The sequence below is a fragment of the Veillonella parvula genome (assembly GCF_032472435.1).
Classification (GTDB): domain Bacteria; phylum Bacillota; class Negativicutes; order Veillonellales; family Veillonellaceae; genus Veillonella; species Veillonella parvula_N.
On the sequence record NZ_JAWEGM010000007.1, the window covers coordinates 53,119 to 67,449 of the forward strand.

A 14,331-nucleotide genomic window follows, 5' to 3' on the forward strand; every position below is an offset into this window, starting at 1 on the left:
GTGATAATTTATACATAATTAGTAAGGATATATTATGGATTTAACACATTTTGATCAAGATGGAAATGCTTGGATGGTAGATGTATCAGATAAGGATATTACAACTCGTACTGCCGTGGCAGAAGGCTTTATTGCTATTAATGATGCCATTTATGAGCGTATCGAGGCGGGAACAATAAAAAAGGGGGATGTTCTTAGTGTGGCTCAATTGGCAGCTATTATAGGGGCGAAACAGACGAGTAATCTAATTCCCCTTTGTCATCCGTTAGCATTGACTAAGGTAGAGGTGCATTGTACTCTTGTTGATGGTGAAAGTCCTGCCTGTACGGATGCTACACATAATCGTGCTGTTAAGGTTCGGGCTACCGTAAAAACGACAGGAAAGACAGGTGTTGAAATGGAAGCACTTACAGCGGTTCAAGTAGGACTTTTAACAGTCTACGATATGTGTAAAGCTATTGATAAAGGGATGATTATAGGCCCTACATATCTTGTAGAAAAAGAAGGCGGGAAAAGTGGACATTTTGTCCGTTCCTTTGTAGAATAATATAGATATAAAGAATAGGGGATTGAAAATGGAAATAGTACTTTATGAGCCTGAAATTCCAGGTAATACAGGAAATATAGCGCGTTTATGCGCCGCCAATCATATGACCTTACATCTGATCAAACCCCTTGGCTTTTCTATTGATGACAAGCATGTAAAACGTGCTGGCCTTGATTACTGGCACTTGGTAGATGTACAGGTACATGAAAATATTCAAGAATTATATGAGAAATATCCTAATCGTAGATATTTCTATGCCACTACCAAAGCAAAGCATACTCATTCCGAGGTGAAATATGAAATTGGTGATATGCTCGTTTTTGGCCCTGAAACAAGAGGATTGCCTGAAAGTTTATTAGATGGTAAAGAGGATACATGCATTCGTATACCCATGGTAGATGAAGCACGCTCTCTGAACCTATCTAATGCGGTGGCAATCATAGCTTATGAAGGTATGCGTCAACTTGATTATCCAGACCTTAAGGCTGAAGGCAATTGGATTCAATCAGAATAAATAGACTTTTACAATTGAGGAATATATTATACTTATGTGTTAGGAGACCTACCAAATCTATATGACCGGTAGCGATTTTAACGGTGTTGTTTGGAGGAGGATATTATGAACTACGATAAAGCTCATGATTTAGCTCACGCAATGCGTGAATCCGAAGAGTACAAAGAATTAATGGCTGCTCAGGAAGCAGTGAAAGCAGATGCAGTAGCAACGGGTTTGGTTCGTACATTTATGGCACAACAAATGCAATGGGAATATGCTAAGTTGTCCGGTGCTCCAGAAGCAGATGAGTTGCAGAAGAAACAAGAAGAATTGATGCCTCAAATTCAAGAAAATGCTGCAGCGGCTGCTTATTTGCAAGCGCAAATGCGTTGGAGCCAGATTTCTAATGATATTTACAAAATCATTAGCGAACCAATCACTGAGGGGATGAAAGTGTTAGATCATGGCGAACAACAACCACAACATTAAGGTATTACAAACAGCTTTATTAGAAAAATTACCAAGTACACGTGTACGCGAGCAGGAGCTCCTTTGTCATCATACGACATTCAAAATTGGAGGACCTGCAGACTTATTTATTGAACCTACTACGATGGCAGAACTTAGTTTTACGCTTCGTACCATTCACGAATTAGATGTGCCTGTAACTATTATTGGTTGTGGCTCTAATATTTTGGTGAAAGACGGAGGAATTCGTGGTGCTGTTGTATCAGTTCGACATATGACTCAAATCATGGACTGTAATGAAAACACATTGTGCATTGGTTCTGGGTATATGTTAAAAGATGCTTCTGAATTTGCTTGGGAGAATAGTTTATCTGGACTTGAATTTGCCATTGGTATTCCAGGCACACTTGGTGGTGCCGTATTTATGAATGCAGGTGCTTATGACGGTGAAATGAGCCACGTAGTTACTGCAGTGAGAGCCGTAGATTTCCAAGGTAATATCAAAGAATATGATGCATCTCACTTGGACTTTGCTTATCGTCATAGTGTATTCCACGATAATCATGAAGTTATTGGGGAAGTCATTATGACACTCAAACCAGGTGATAAGGATACCATTAAGGCTCGCATGGATGAGTTGACCGAAAAGCGCGAATCTAAACAGCCTTTAGAGTATGCTAGTGCAGGTTCAACCTTTAAACGCCCACCAGGGTACTTTGCAGGTACATTGATTGAACAAACAGGCCTAAAGGGGTTGTCTGTAGGTGATGCGCAAGTGTCCCACAAACATGCAGGCTTTGTCATCAATACAGGTAGTGCTAGTGCAAAGGACGTACTTGATTTGATTGCAGAAGTACAGCGTCGTGTGTATGATAGACATGGCGTACACCTTGAGCCCGAAGTACGTATGATTGGTGAAGACTAATATCAACTAAATACTAATATAAGATTTCTTATGTAACGTTACTCTTTTTAGGGATGATGGATTCATAAGAAATCTTTTTTTATGTCCATTATAAGCGTATGATATTTATATAGTTAGTCTATATTTGGGAGGCGATGATATGAATACTTTGTTGGCCCAAGAGATTCATGATAAAGCACTAGCATGTGGGTATGACGATTGTGGTATAGTACCTCTTGATGCACTTGATTTTTATAAAGAACGAATGATAAAGCGTTTAGAAGATGTACCTGAAAGTAAAAAGGTATATGCACATAGTAATGCCTTTTTAACATTGAAAGAAAACTATCCTTGGGCACAATCTATAGTGGTTTGTACTGAATATTTTGGAGCGTATAAGTTTCCTGCTTCGCTTCAAAAGCGATATGCAAAAGGCTTACTACTATCGTTAGCTAATATCCCTGATGGGGTCGAAGTCAAACAAAGGCGATCTTTTGAAACATGGTTCAATGATAAGAACATCCAATTTATTGGTGGTGAAACAGCAAAGCCTACTGGTGTTGTTCCTTTGCGCCCTGCTTCTGTAGCGGCAGGACTTGGAATTTATAGAAAAAACAATTTCTTTTATGGACCTAAAGGCTCTAATTATGAATTGGTAGCCTATTTAATTGATCAGCCTTGTGAGTATATTCGTCATCTAGAGATACCACCATGTCCAGAGACTTGCGATTTATGTCAGCAAAAGTGTAAAACGAAGTCTCTATCTGCACCTTTTACAATGAATCCATTAACCTGTGTATCTTATATCAATACCTTTGGTGATGGTAAATTGCCAGAAGGTGTGACAGAGGATATGTTGGAAGAGTGGATATTAGGTTGTGATAATTGCCAAGACTGCTGTCCGTTTAATAAAAATTATGATTGGAGTATAGGTAAAGATTATCCTGGGCTTGATGCATTAGAACTTATACTACAGCCAGAATATATTTTGAAAGCCTCTGATAAGGAGATTATAGAAAAGTTGATTCCTAAATTCTGTTTCCATTTAACAGATAAACAAATTCCGTTGTTGCGTAAATCTGCTAAGCGGGCGATAGAGCATAAATAGGTTGTGTCCTAAGATGAGTCAAAAGTATAATCGAATGTTGAAATTGCCATGATTAGAATAGGTGTACTGTTTTGACTTTTTTCTATAGACTGCGTTATAATTAACTGTTGCCAATTTTGGGGAATATACTTGCATAGCCTGTTTTATCGAGGCTATGTGATATAGAATATACTGAAAGAATTAAAGGGAGGATCTTATGATTCGCGAAAATCTTCGTAATGTAGCGATTATCGCCCACGTTGACCATGGTAAAACTACTTTGGTGGACGCGTTATTAAAACAAAGCCATGTGTTCCGTGAAAATGAAAAAGTAGCAGAACGCGTAATGGACTCCAACGACTTGGAACGTGAACGCGGTATTACTATTTTGTCTAAAAACACTGCTGTAATGCATGATGGTATTAAAATCAATATCGTTGATACTCCAGGCCATGCTGATTTCGGCGGCGAAGTAGAACGCGTACTTAACATGGTTGACGGCGTATTGCTTCTCGTAGATGCTTATGAAGGTCCAATGCCTCAAACTAAATACGTTTTGCGTAAAGCCTTAGAACAAAAATTGAAACCAATCGTAGTAATTAATAAAATCGACCGTCCTGATCAACGTGTTAAAGAGGTTGAGGACGAAGTTCTTGAATTGTTTATGGAGCTTGAAGCTGATGATGATCAACTCGATTTCCCTGTAGTATACGCATCTGCTCGTTCTGGTGTGTCCAAAACTAATTGGGATGATGAAGCTGTAAACATGGAGCCGTTATTCAAAACATTGATTGATGAAATTCCTGCACCACAAGGTGATATGGAAGGTCCTCTTCAATTTATGGTAACTACACTTGATTACGATAACTTCATCGGTAAAATCGCCGTAGGTCGTATCGTTCGCGGTAAAATGAAAACCAACCAACAAGTGGCTATCATGAATGGTGAAAGTACTCGTAAAGCGAAAATTGGTCGTGTGTACACATACAATGGCTTGAACCGCGTTGAAACTGACGAAGCTGAAATGGGTGATATCATTGCTTTTGCAGGTATCGACGATATTAACATCGGCGAAACAGTAGCGGATGCTGAAAATCCTGAAGCATTACCATCCATCTCCATCGACGAACCAACATTGTCTATGGTGTTTTCCGTAAATAACTCTCCATTCGCAGGCCGCGAAGGTGAATTTGTTACATCCCGTCACTTGCGTGATCGTTTGTTCCGTGAAGTAGAAACTAACGTTTCTATGAAAGTAGAAGAAACTGATTCTGCAGATGCGTTCAAAGTATCTGGTCGTGGTGAATTGCATTTGGCAGTATTGATTGAAACTATGCGTCGTGAAGGCTACGAATTACAAGTAGGTAAACCTCGTGTAATTTTCAAAACTATTAACGACCAATTGTGTGAACCGCTCGAAGCATTGACCATCGACGTACCTCAGGAATTTATGGGTACCGTAATGGAAAATCTCGGTCAACGTAAAGCTGAGTTGACTAATATGGTTGAATTGGCCGGTTATCTTCGTATGGAATTCGTAGTTCCGGCTCGTGGCTTGATCGGTTTCCGTGCACAATTCTTAACAGCTACAAAAGGTAATGGCATCATGAACCATGTATTCCATGGTTATGCACCATATAAAGGTGAAATTCCTTCCCGTACACGTGGTGCTTTGGTAGCATTCGAAAATGGCGAAACTACTCCATATGGTTTGAACTCCGTTCAAGATCGTGGTACATTGTTCGTTGGCCCTAACCAAGACGTGTATGCAGGCCAAGTTATCGGTGAAAATACACGTGAACTTGATATGGATGTTAACCCATGTAAGAAAAAACATGTTACCAACATGCGTTCTAGCTCCTCTGATGAAGCGGTACGCTTGACTCCACCTCGTATCTTCTCCTTGGAACAAGCTCTTGAGTGGATCAACGATGACGAACTTGTTGAAGTAACACCTGAAAGCATTCGTATGCGTAAAACAATCCTTGATCGCAACGCACGTGCGAAAGCAGCAAAGAATAAAAAATAATATATCATGCAGATATATAAAGGCGCTCCTTAGGGGGCGCCTTTTTTATCTAATCTATAAGTTGTTATCTAACATATTCCTGTGGATTATATCTCCATGAAAATAGATGATAATTTTATCATTTATGATTATTGGGTATAAAAATAAGTTAATATACTAAATACGCATAATAACTTGCTGATAGGGGTATTGGTATATACGAAATATTTGTAACGCTGTATAATAATAACAAGTTTATTGAAAAAGTTATTGATTATGGAGGTTCTTATGAATAAGAAAATCTTAGCTTCTTTATTTGCAGTAGGTTTAGCTGCAGGTTGTGTGTGCTCTTCCGTTGATGCGCATGGCGTATTCTTTGCTAACCGCTTAGATGAAAAGGCGCTAGTACTTGGCGAAGGCCCTGTTGATGATGCGTATAGCCCAGAAATGGTAAAAAGCATCATTGGCTTAGATAACAATGGCATGGTAATTCCTGTACAAGTTATTAAACATGAAAAAAATGTAGTAGTTGTACCAAATGATAAATTGGGTATTACAGTAACTGACTTTGACTATGGTTATTGGACAAAAGACAAAGATGGTAAAACTGTTCATAAACCAATCTCTGAAGTACCAGGTGCTCAAAAAAGTACACATGCCATTAAATATGACGTTCACTACTGGAATGCAGAAGCAAAACCTTTCAATAATAAAGATGCTTTCATTCAAATCATTCCATCTGTTAACCCATTAACTCTTAGAAAAGGTGATACATATGAAATCCAAGTCTTGAAAGACGGTAAACCATATGCAAATGCACCTCTTATTAAAGACGTAATTAATGATCTTACTAATGAAAGCCAAGCAGATGCTAATGGTAAAGCAACTGTTACTGTAAGTGCTAATGGCCTTAACGTAGTAGGCGTTGAAGTGGGCTTCCCAACTCAAACTAAAGGTGAGCAAAATAAATACTTCAGTGCATTGTCCTTCATCATCAATCCTGAATAATATAGGATATAACTATTTACTAAGTGTGTGAAATAAACAAGACCTCCTAAGTTGGACTTAGGGGGTCTTTTTATATTTTTAGGGTGTACGTATAAATGCGTTCTGTGAGAGCCTCGTATTAAGCGAGGTAAGAAAGAGAGATTTTTATGAAATTACAACGAAATGTATCAGCTGTGATGGCTGCATTGGTATTAACTGGAATGACCTGCTCTGCATTTGCTACAGAAATTAATGCCACAAGCGATAAAGCGGAGGAATTGCTTGGCTTAACAATGGGGTCACCGGTACAAACACAACCAGAAGTTAAGCATATAGAAGATACCTTGACGGTTAATGTGCATGGTAAAAGCTTAACAGATACAGGTAAAACTAAAAATGTATCAGGTATTTATAATGGATTTGGATCACAATTGACGGTGGATAAAGATTTGATTGTACGCCTTAAAAATGATGCACCAGCCTCAAAAAGGGAACTCGGTCATTACTATATGAGCGCTGTGTATGCTGGTTACGGTGGTAAAGTGCCAAGACTCAGCAAGGACAATCCTGATAGAGATTATGGAGATACTAATATTCACGTCAAAGGCAATGTAGATATCGATGCTATCGGTGTCGGTTTACAAGCTAATCAACGTGGTCATATTATTGTTGATGGTGGTGGACGTATCATCACGCATCCTTTAGAAACTTCTGATACTTACTCTGTGGTGGCAGAAGAGGGTGATGTATACGTTAATACTGGCTCTGATGGTAAACATCCAGGGTCTAAAGAATTGGTCGCTGTTGGGAATGTAGGGTTAATTAATAAGGATTATGGACGTGATCCAAATCATAACGAAATGCCAACGAATATAGCATTAGCTTTTACAACACCTAATTCTAAACTTACGGGTGCTGTATTAAATGAATATGCTGAAAGCAATAAGAACCCTCATAATTCTGGTGCTGATATTTACTTACAAAATGGAGGGACTTGGAATAATGAATGGATTGGTATGGAGCGGCCTACCCCTAAAAGAGAACGTCCATCTGGGGATAATGCAGCATATCTATACAAGGGCAGTAAGGTTCGTAATCTCGTAGGTGGATCAAATCCAGCGGCAGCCGGTATCCTTCATCCTATCGATGCACGGCCTATTACAATTCAAAATTATAGCGGCTATGTGAATGCTGTTTATAAGGCCGGTGTTCCAGCTAGTGAAAAAGGAAAGGGGAATATTGTTGTTGAACATGCTGCAGATAATAGCCATATTACCTTGCAAGGCGATGGAGCTAATTTGACTAATGATGATAGCTACCGAAAGGAAATACAAGCCTTAGCTGATAAATTACAATATACTGGCAATGATAAAAAACTGAGCACAACAGTTCAAATCAATGAAGGGATTACTCGTCCAGGTGCTGTTGCAGAACTAGGTGCAGATCATTTTGACTCGCAGGGGCGTCTTGTTGTAAATGATACAACAAAGATTAATCGTGCTAATGAATCATCCTTAGTGAGTGGTTCAAAATCTGCTCTTACATCGACTGCTATGGCATGGAAGAGTAATACCAATGATTTACAACGCCGTTTAGGAGATCTTCGTTTAGCTAATACAAACCAAGGTGTATGGGCAAAATATATAGGCGGTAAATCTAAAATCACAGACGGTGCTGATGCACATATGACGTATAATGGGGTACAAGTCGGCTACGATCATAAGGCTTCTAATGGTTGGATTTTTGGCGGCGCTATTGATTACAGTACATCTAGTAATTCATATGCCAACGGTAGTGGTGATGGCAAACTTGGCGGCATCGCCTTGTATGGTACAAAAAAACATGATGATGGTCGTTATTTAGATATCATTGCACGTGGTAATAGATTATCCAATGATTATAAGCTCTACTCCGTAGGTGGACAACGTGTGAACGGTGATTACCATACATATGGCACATCCTTAAGCGCTGAATATGGTAAACGTATTAAGAAGGAAAATGGCTTCTACATCGATCCTAGTGTAGAATTTATTGTAGGCCGTTTGAATGGTGTATCCTATGATGCTTCTGTTGTCGGTGGTGGTTCTATGCATGTGAAAGCTGATGCTGTGAACTCTGCTGTAGGCAGACTTGGTATTGGCATTGGGAAAGAAACAGAAAAATCCAATATCTTCGCTAAATTAGCATTAGCGCATGAATTCTCTGGTAAGGTAAATACAACATATTCCGCACCAGGCAATCCAACAGTACAAACAACAGTAGATTTGAAGGATACATGGCTCGATGCTGAAATTGGTGGGTCTTGGAGTGTCCGTCCTAGTACATATCTATATGGTACATTCACTAAAAACTTTGGTGCTATCGTAGAAAATACATGGCGCATTGATGCTGGGATACGGCATAATTTTTAATTGAATATTGCATTAATGGTCCTTATAGCGTATGCTGTAAGGACCATTAGTATATAAGGAGTTTTTTATGATTAAGTTTCTATTCATTAGGAGTTATAATGGTTAATATTTTATTCATCTGTCATGGCAATATTTGCCGTTCTACGATGGCAGAGTTTTATATGAAGCATATCGTTGAGCAGGCTGGACTAAGTGATTCTATTTATATTGAGTCTGCAGCTACATCTCGTGAGGAGATAGGGAACGACACTCATTATGGGACTAAAGAGAAATTAGATGAAATGGGTATTCCCTATACTCGTCGCAAGGCACGTCAAGTGACGGTTGATGACTATCATAACTTTGATTACCTTGTTATTATGGATGAAAATAATGCGCGTAATTTAAAGCGTATCATTGGGGATGACGTAGATGCTAAGGTTTACAAGGCAATGTCTTTCGTTGGTGAAAGCCGTGATGTAAAGGATCCTTGGTATACGGGAAACTTTGACGAAACCTATGATGATGTCAGTCGTAGCTGTGATGCTCTATTAGCAGTGCTTAAAGAGAAACTTTGAGCGAAATATATAGACTGATGGGTCCTCAATGGTAGCTGAAATTTTAATCTACATTGAGGGCTTTTCTATAAGCCTATCTGCCTCATATACTTTATACTATCGAACCATAGCGTAATATGGTATAATTTTTAGGTATTCATGCGCCTATAGCTCAGGGGATAGAGCGCCGGTCTCCGGAACCGGGTGCGTAGGTTCGAATCCTGCTAGGCGCACCAAATAAAAGGCTTCTCGATTTCGAGAAGCCTTTTTATGTGTCTTTATTTTTTAGCTTGATGTCTTTATTCTTTAGGTTGATGTATAGTTCAGAAAATTATATGTTAGCATCTATATTTAGTACAACGAATTCCTCGTGATTGAAATTCATTTATCAGTAAGTCTATTGATTTATCAATGATTTCTTCATTAGTTATATATACCATCTTTTTGTAATAGACAGTACCATCAAACTCTATCCAACGACTTGTCTTGCCATTTAGTTTGCAAATTTGCATTCTGCCGGCCCAGCTGCCCATGCTACGGAATTGTTTTCCTTTAGAAAAACGTACCTCACGAATATCGCTTAATTTAAATGTTCTTCTTACTAAGCCAATGCCTATAGAGACTTGATCATTCTTAAAGTAAAGAAGTTTATAACGCTCTTCTGGAGGCATAGATCTAATTATAGATAAGTTATAAGTAGCAAAAGCTACAGCAATAGCTACTAATGTAAACATTAGGATTATCATATATTTTCCCATACTTTTAAGTCCTCTTTTTTTTATTATAATAAATATAAATAATATATGAAACAGCTATATTAACTCTAGTAATAGGAGAGAAACGAATGGAAATACATGCACGAACTACTAAATGGAGTAAGGGTGTAAAGGAAATGGATGTATTATCCCTACAAGAGAAGGAGATTGTATGTAATAAGGTAGCTAAACAATTATTTATTATTTGTACAACGATTGGTACATTAATTTTAATTGCTATTACCTTTGGTATGTTAGAATCGCCAGAGCTTTTAGAGTATATGACTCATACCGCAGATTCAGTTAATCGAGGTTCTCGTAGTGCACATCTACAATCACCACATGCTAGTAGCGGTCTAACTAGTGTGTTTAGTATCCTACCTCTTTTGGCTGTTATGTTGATTCCCACCATTGCCGTGTTTTTCGGGATTAAAAAGTCTTTACTCAAGAGGGAAACAAGAAAATTATTAGAGAAGAAATTAGGTTCTACGCCTATTACTAATGATGTACTGACATCAGTGTATTGGGCTTTATCTAATCAAGAATATATAAGTAATGATGCTTTCACCAAAGATATCATCGATTATATACCGGATAATAAAGATAATTGGAATCCGTATGGCATTGCTGTTAATACTCGTAAGGTATGTATCGTCTATGAAGCTTTCATTACTGGATCTGAACAGCTACGAAGTAATGAGCATATTGTTGATATAACTGATTTAGATGAAGAGAATCGCATTGATGGTGTATTTCAAACTGATATTAAAGTCGAGTTAAGCGCAGATAATAGAAGGTATTTTACTAATGTAGAACTATTAAGGAAAATTCATAATCAAGTTGCCAATAAAATAGCAGAAGGACTGGATTCTTTTGAAGGATTAGAATATGTAGAAACAGTAGATGGATTGCCAGTATATCGAGTTATGATTGGTGACTGATAGATTTATATTATTTCATGAATGAAACTTCATATTGGTTATATCTTACGTATGTATAATATTTTCAAAATTGCATGGTTATTTGTAATAAAAATGGAGAAGAATTTATGCTTTCAACGCTTATATGTTTATTAATTGTATTCTTGTTTTACTTCTTTATTAAGCAATACAATTTACTGCAAAAGTTGACCGTAGAGATTAAAGCTGCACGTGCCAATGTTATTGTTGCTTACGAGAAAAAGGTGGCTATTGTAAATCAGTTTACAGGCCTTGTAAACGAGTATGGTGATTATGAGAAGCTAATCCAGTTGAATGTGTCTGATAACTTTATTGATATGGCTCGAGAAACATCTAAAGCGGTACAAAACATTACGGCATTAGCTAATCAGCTTCCCGATTTGAAAGCTAATACTCAATATGGTAAATTCTTAGAAGCTATTAGTGAAAATGAAGTATTTATCTCTAATAAACGTGAAACGTATAACTTTCAAGTGAAAGAATATAATAGTGCGATTGCCCAAATTCCGATGGTATTTGTGGCATCTTTATTGGGCTTTAAACAGGCTCCATTCTTTGATTCAAATAATGAAGCGGCTTTGGCTGAATTTAGTGGTGCTGACCCTGAAGCGATTAAAGATCTTGCTATAAAAGGTACAGATAAATTGAAGGATACAACAAATAAAATTAGAGAATCCTTTGAGAAACGAGAATAAGAAGTGCAAGCCAATGTGCAAAATAATCTAGAAACCCTCCATTCAAATGAGTGGAGGCTTTTTACATAGAGATATATAACTACATGAGTTGAGTTGCTGATAAGATTTCGATATAGAGTTTTATATTTAATAATATCGAAATAACATAATAAATGTGATTTGGGTAACACATTTTGTTTTGAGAATGATGTACAATAAGGATAGCTATATGAAAATCTGAACATCCTAGCCGGAACACTAGGACATATAGGGGAGCGTTAAATTACGTAGTGAATTTAACTAAGTGAATATTACTTATATATGTATCTATAGCCCATCCATTTAGGTATGTGGCTATTTAGAGGGGATAATATGACAAATAAAATACAAGAGCTTACCGTCAACGAAGTTTGGCGTGATGAGCAAGACGCATGGAATCATCGTTCCGATTATTTTGTAGAAATGCACAATCGCGAGGATCGCAAGGCACAGGTCACTGACTTTTTAGCCTTCTTAAAGGATGAAAATTTATTACCTGCAGCGAATGGTCGTACACTTGATGTAGGCTGTGGTGTTTGTGATTATGCATTGGGCTTAGCTCGTGAAGGGTATAAGGCGACAGGCATAGATTTATCGGATGGTATGATTCGTGGTGCTAAACAATTGGCAGAGTCAGAAGGTTTAGACCTTAGCTTATATATCGGCCCTTGGTCTGATGAAACTCGTCGAGAACTCGGTTGGGATAAAAGCTTTGACTTAGCATACAGTATCTTCTGCCCGATTATGTTTGATGTAGAAAATATTCGCGCTATGCATGATGCAAGTAATGATAAATGCTTGTGGATTGCTTTCAGTGAACGGAGCGACGAAATGGTAGATATGTTATCTGAACATTTCTTTGGACGTGATTCTTTCCCATGGGATGGCAAGATGAAAGAATGTTTAGATGCAATTCATGAGATGGGGCATAATGTAAAAGTAATTTATAAAACGGTTCCTGAAACAGAGGTTATGTCTCTTGAAAAGGCAGTTAATTATTTTACCATGCGACTTCATAATAATGGATGGGGAGACATGGAAGACATGAAAGAAGAGATTAGAAACCTCATTGAGCCACTAGCTATTGATGGAGAAATCCATAATAAGACTGTTGATAAGGTGGCTTGGGTTTCATGGTCTGTGAAATAGGAGAGAAACATGACAGTTGATGAGAAACGTAAGTTAGAACTAAAAACTATGTACCAGATTATTGGCATCTATTGTCATAATAAGCACCACACTCCTAAAGGACAACTCTGTGAGGAGTGTCAAAAAGTTTGGCAATATGCTGAACATCGTATAGATGTATGTCCTCATATGGAAAGCAAGACCTTCTGCAGCGTATGTAAAACGCATTGCTATGCGCCTACGTATCGTGAAAAAATACGTGAAATCATGCGCTATGGTGGACCTAGAATGTTATTTATATCACCAATTCAAGTTATTCGCCATATGTATTTAGAGTGGAAGGATAGAAAAAGGAGTCGTACTTCTTATGAAAACTGATATGATTGTAAAGACAGGAATGTTTGTAGCATTGACGGTTTTACTATCTTATATATTTGCTATTCATACTACATTTATACATATTACCTTTGGATTTTTATCAACCGCTATATTTGGTATTCTTTATGGGCCTATGGCAGCAGGTATAATGGCTGCTATTGCCTGTTTTATAGGTATGTCTTTATTTGGACAAGGAGTATTCTTTCCCGGCTTTATCATATCTGAATTTCTTGTAGGCTATGTGTATGGGTATTTTTTACACGGACGTAATGTTACATTTAAACAATTACTTTTACCGGAGACGATTGTTACTGTATGTATACATCTGATATTAAATACAATATGGCTCACAATATTTTATAACAAAGCAGTATCTGCTATATTTATTGGACGTCTTATTAAAAATATCATTTGTTTCCCTTTAGAAATTGCTTTGATTTTAATTGTGTATAAAGCAGTCAGTAAGTTTATGGTACAAAAAAAGCCATAATCTTACAGTATATTAAAATGCACCCCTAACATTAGATTATATGTTAGGGGTGCATTATTATTTGTAAATATAGCGTTTTACGCGAGTGCTTTGTCCAATACAGTTTTGATTAAAGATTTTGTTTGGGCATAGCTTTCACCAGGTTGTGCCTCGTATTGTTTGTCGAGGTCGAACCATAAGTTCGGATAGTATTCATATGGGTGAGTTTTGAAGAGCTCATGAGCATCTTGATCTTCAACCCAGTTGATATGAATATCTGCGTATGCAGGATTTTCTGCAACGAGTTCATCGATAGCACGGAATGCATTAGCGCAATAAGGGCAACCGTTTAAATGGAAACCTAATATTTCTTTCATGATATTCAGTCCTTTCAAAATAGAATCTACATATATTTCTATAATTTGAGATTTTATACATATTCATGTACCACAACATATGGTACACTACTGAGTATAACATATCTA

The 14,331-nt window shown here is 37.5% G+C and carries 16 protein-coding genes and 1 tRNA gene; 15 read left to right on the forward strand and 2 right to left on the reverse strand.

Annotation, left to right across the window (positions count from 1 at the left end):
- Positions 1-34: 34 nt before the first annotated feature.
- The 10 genes from moaC (at position 35) to E7A03_RS09025 (ending at position 9,680) form a co-directional block, all read left to right on the forward strand.
- Positions 35-547 carry a cyclic pyranopterin monophosphate synthase MoaC gene (gene moaC / locus E7A03_RS08980; protein ID WP_316074042.1) on the forward strand — a complete coding sequence of 171 codons (513 nt, stop codon included), beginning with the start codon at positions 35-37 and terminating at the stop codon, positions 545-547.
- Between the two features lie 28 nt (positions 548-575).
- Positions 576-1,061 (forward strand): tRNA (uridine(34)/cytosine(34)/5-carboxymethylaminomethyluridine(34)-2'-O)-methyltransferase TrmL, encoded by a 486-nt coding sequence (gene trmL / locus E7A03_RS08985; RefSeq protein WP_008601558.1) that lies wholly within the window; start codon positions 576-578, stop codon positions 1,059-1,061.
- A 105-nt stretch (positions 1,062-1,166) separates the two neighbouring features.
- A complete protein-coding gene (locus tag E7A03_RS08990) occupies positions 1,167-1,532 on the forward strand; it encodes a YlbF/YmcA family competence regulator (protein ID WP_004696650.1) in 366 nt (121 codons plus the stop codon).
- On the forward strand, positions 1,507-2,436 hold the full coding sequence (gene murB, locus E7A03_RS08995) for a UDP-N-acetylmuramate dehydrogenase (protein WP_008601556.1): 930 nt from the start codon (positions 1,507-1,509) through the stop codon (positions 2,434-2,436). Before E7A03_RS08990 ends, murB begins: the two co-directional genes overlap by 26 nt.
- A 139-nt stretch (positions 2,437-2,575) precedes the next feature.
- Positions 2,576-3,523 carry an epoxyqueuosine reductase gene (locus tag E7A03_RS09000; protein WP_278457688.1) on the forward strand — a complete coding sequence of 316 codons (948 nt, stop codon included), beginning with the start codon at positions 2,576-2,578 and terminating at the stop codon, positions 3,521-3,523.
- Positions 3,524-3,719: 196 nt separating this feature from the next.
- Positions 3,720-5,531: a translational GTPase TypA gene (gene typA, locus E7A03_RS09005; protein ID WP_004696644.1), complete on the forward strand. Its 1,812-nt coding sequence runs from the start codon at positions 3,720-3,722 to the stop codon at positions 5,529-5,531.
- A 267-nt stretch (positions 5,532-5,798) separates the two neighbouring features.
- Positions 5,799-6,518, forward strand: a complete 720-nt coding sequence (locus E7A03_RS09010; RefSeq protein WP_004696641.1) for a DUF4198 domain-containing protein — start codon at positions 5,799-5,801, stop codon at positions 6,516-6,518.
- A gap of 146 nt (positions 6,519-6,664) precedes the next feature.
- The gene (locus E7A03_RS09015; RefSeq protein WP_004696638.1) at positions 6,665-8,908 is read left to right on the forward strand and encodes an autotransporter family protein; all 2,244 of its coding nucleotides are present in this window, start codon (positions 6,665-6,667) and stop codon (positions 8,906-8,908) included.
- A 98-nt stretch (positions 8,909-9,006) separates the two neighbouring features.
- Complete coding sequence (locus tag E7A03_RS09020; RefSeq protein ID WP_316074043.1) at positions 9,007-9,465, forward strand: low molecular weight protein-tyrosine-phosphatase; 459 nt, start codon at positions 9,007-9,009, stop codon at positions 9,463-9,465.
- A gap of 140 nt (positions 9,466-9,605) precedes the next feature.
- Positions 9,606-9,680 (forward strand) — tRNA-Arg (locus E7A03_RS09025).
- Positions 9,681-9,782: 102 nt separating this feature from the next.
- Here the strand turns inward: E7A03_RS09025 and E7A03_RS09030 are convergent.
- A complete protein-coding gene (locus E7A03_RS09030) occupies positions 9,783-10,202 on the reverse strand; it encodes a hypothetical protein (protein WP_316074044.1) in 420 nt (139 codons plus the stop codon).
- A gap of 86 nt (positions 10,203-10,288) precedes the next feature.
- Between E7A03_RS09030 and E7A03_RS09035 the strand changes: the two genes are divergently transcribed.
- The 5 genes from E7A03_RS09035 to E7A03_RS09055 all read left to right on the forward strand — a co-directional run bounded on the left by E7A03_RS09035 (position 10,289) and on the right by E7A03_RS09055 (position 13,867).
- Positions 10,289-11,140, forward strand: coding sequence for a hypothetical protein (locus tag E7A03_RS09035; RefSeq protein WP_278604552.1), 852 nt, complete (start codon positions 10,289-10,291; stop codon positions 11,138-11,140).
- Between the two features lie 107 nt (positions 11,141-11,247).
- On the forward strand, positions 11,248-11,853 hold the full coding sequence (locus E7A03_RS09040; protein WP_316074045.1) for a LemA family protein: 606 nt from the start codon (positions 11,248-11,250) through the stop codon (positions 11,851-11,853).
- A 351-nt stretch (positions 11,854-12,204) separates the two neighbouring features.
- Entirely contained in the window at positions 12,205-13,020 is an 816-nt protein-coding gene (locus E7A03_RS09045) for a class I SAM-dependent methyltransferase (RefSeq protein WP_316074046.1), read from the forward strand.
- Between the two features lie 9 nt (positions 13,021-13,029).
- On the forward strand, positions 13,030-13,377 hold the full coding sequence (locus E7A03_RS09050; protein WP_004696632.1) for a nitrous oxide-stimulated promoter family protein: 348 nt from the start codon (positions 13,030-13,032) through the stop codon (positions 13,375-13,377).
- Complete coding sequence (locus E7A03_RS09055) at positions 13,367-13,867, forward strand: folate family ECF transporter S component (RefSeq protein ID WP_004696629.1); 501 nt, start codon at positions 13,367-13,369, stop codon at positions 13,865-13,867. The genes E7A03_RS09050 and E7A03_RS09055 overlap by 11 nt, the downstream gene beginning before the upstream one ends.
- Positions 13,868-13,944: 77 nt before the next feature.
- On the opposite strand, the gene E7A03_RS09060 is transcribed toward E7A03_RS09055, so the two are convergent.
- Complete coding sequence (locus E7A03_RS09060) at positions 13,945-14,223, reverse strand: hypothetical protein (protein ID WP_004696628.1); 279 nt, start codon at positions 14,221-14,223, stop codon at positions 13,945-13,947.
- Between the last annotated feature and the right edge of the window lie 108 nt (positions 14,224-14,331).

Coding starts and splice junctions, on each gene's coding strand:
- moaC (WP_316074042.1), top strand. CDS start 35: ATGGATTTAACACATTTTGATCAAGATGGAAATGCTTGGATGGTAGAT.
- trmL (WP_008601558.1), top strand. CDS start 576: ATGGAAATAGTACTTTATGAGCCTGAAATTCCAGGTAATACAGGAAAT.
- E7A03_RS08990 (WP_004696650.1), top strand. CDS start 1,167: ATGAACTACGATAAAGCTCATGATTTAGCTCACGCAATGCGTGAATCC.
- murB (WP_008601556.1), top strand. CDS start 1,507: ATGGCGAACAACAACCACAACATTAAGGTATTACAAACAGCTTTATTA.
- E7A03_RS09000 (WP_278457688.1), top strand. CDS start 2,576: ATGAATACTTTGTTGGCCCAAGAGATTCATGATAAAGCACTAGCATGT.
- typA (WP_004696644.1), top strand. CDS start 3,720: ATGATTCGCGAAAATCTTCGTAATGTAGCGATTATCGCCCACGTTGAC.
- E7A03_RS09010 (WP_004696641.1), top strand. CDS start 5,799: ATGAATAAGAAAATCTTAGCTTCTTTATTTGCAGTAGGTTTAGCTGCA.
- E7A03_RS09015 (WP_004696638.1), top strand. CDS start 6,665: ATGAAATTACAACGAAATGTATCAGCTGTGATGGCTGCATTGGTATTA.
- E7A03_RS09020 (WP_316074043.1), top strand. CDS start 9,007: ATGGTTAATATTTTATTCATCTGTCATGGCAATATTTGCCGTTCTACG.
- E7A03_RS09030 (WP_316074044.1), bottom strand. CDS start 10,202: ATGGGAAAATATATGATAATCCTAATGTTTACATTAGTAGCTATTGCT.
- E7A03_RS09035 (WP_278604552.1), top strand. CDS start 10,289: ATGGAAATACATGCACGAACTACTAAATGGAGTAAGGGTGTAAAGGAA.
- E7A03_RS09040 (WP_316074045.1), top strand. CDS start 11,248: ATGCTTTCAACGCTTATATGTTTATTAATTGTATTCTTGTTTTACTTC.
- E7A03_RS09045 (WP_316074046.1), top strand. CDS start 12,205: ATGACAAATAAAATACAAGAGCTTACCGTCAACGAAGTTTGGCGTGAT.
- E7A03_RS09050 (WP_004696632.1), top strand. CDS start 13,030: ATGACAGTTGATGAGAAACGTAAGTTAGAACTAAAAACTATGTACCAG.
- E7A03_RS09055 (WP_004696629.1), top strand. CDS start 13,367: ATGAAAACTGATATGATTGTAAAGACAGGAATGTTTGTAGCATTGACG.
- E7A03_RS09060 (WP_004696628.1), bottom strand. CDS start 14,223: ATGAAAGAAATATTAGGTTTCCATTTAAACGGTTGCCCTTATTGCGCT.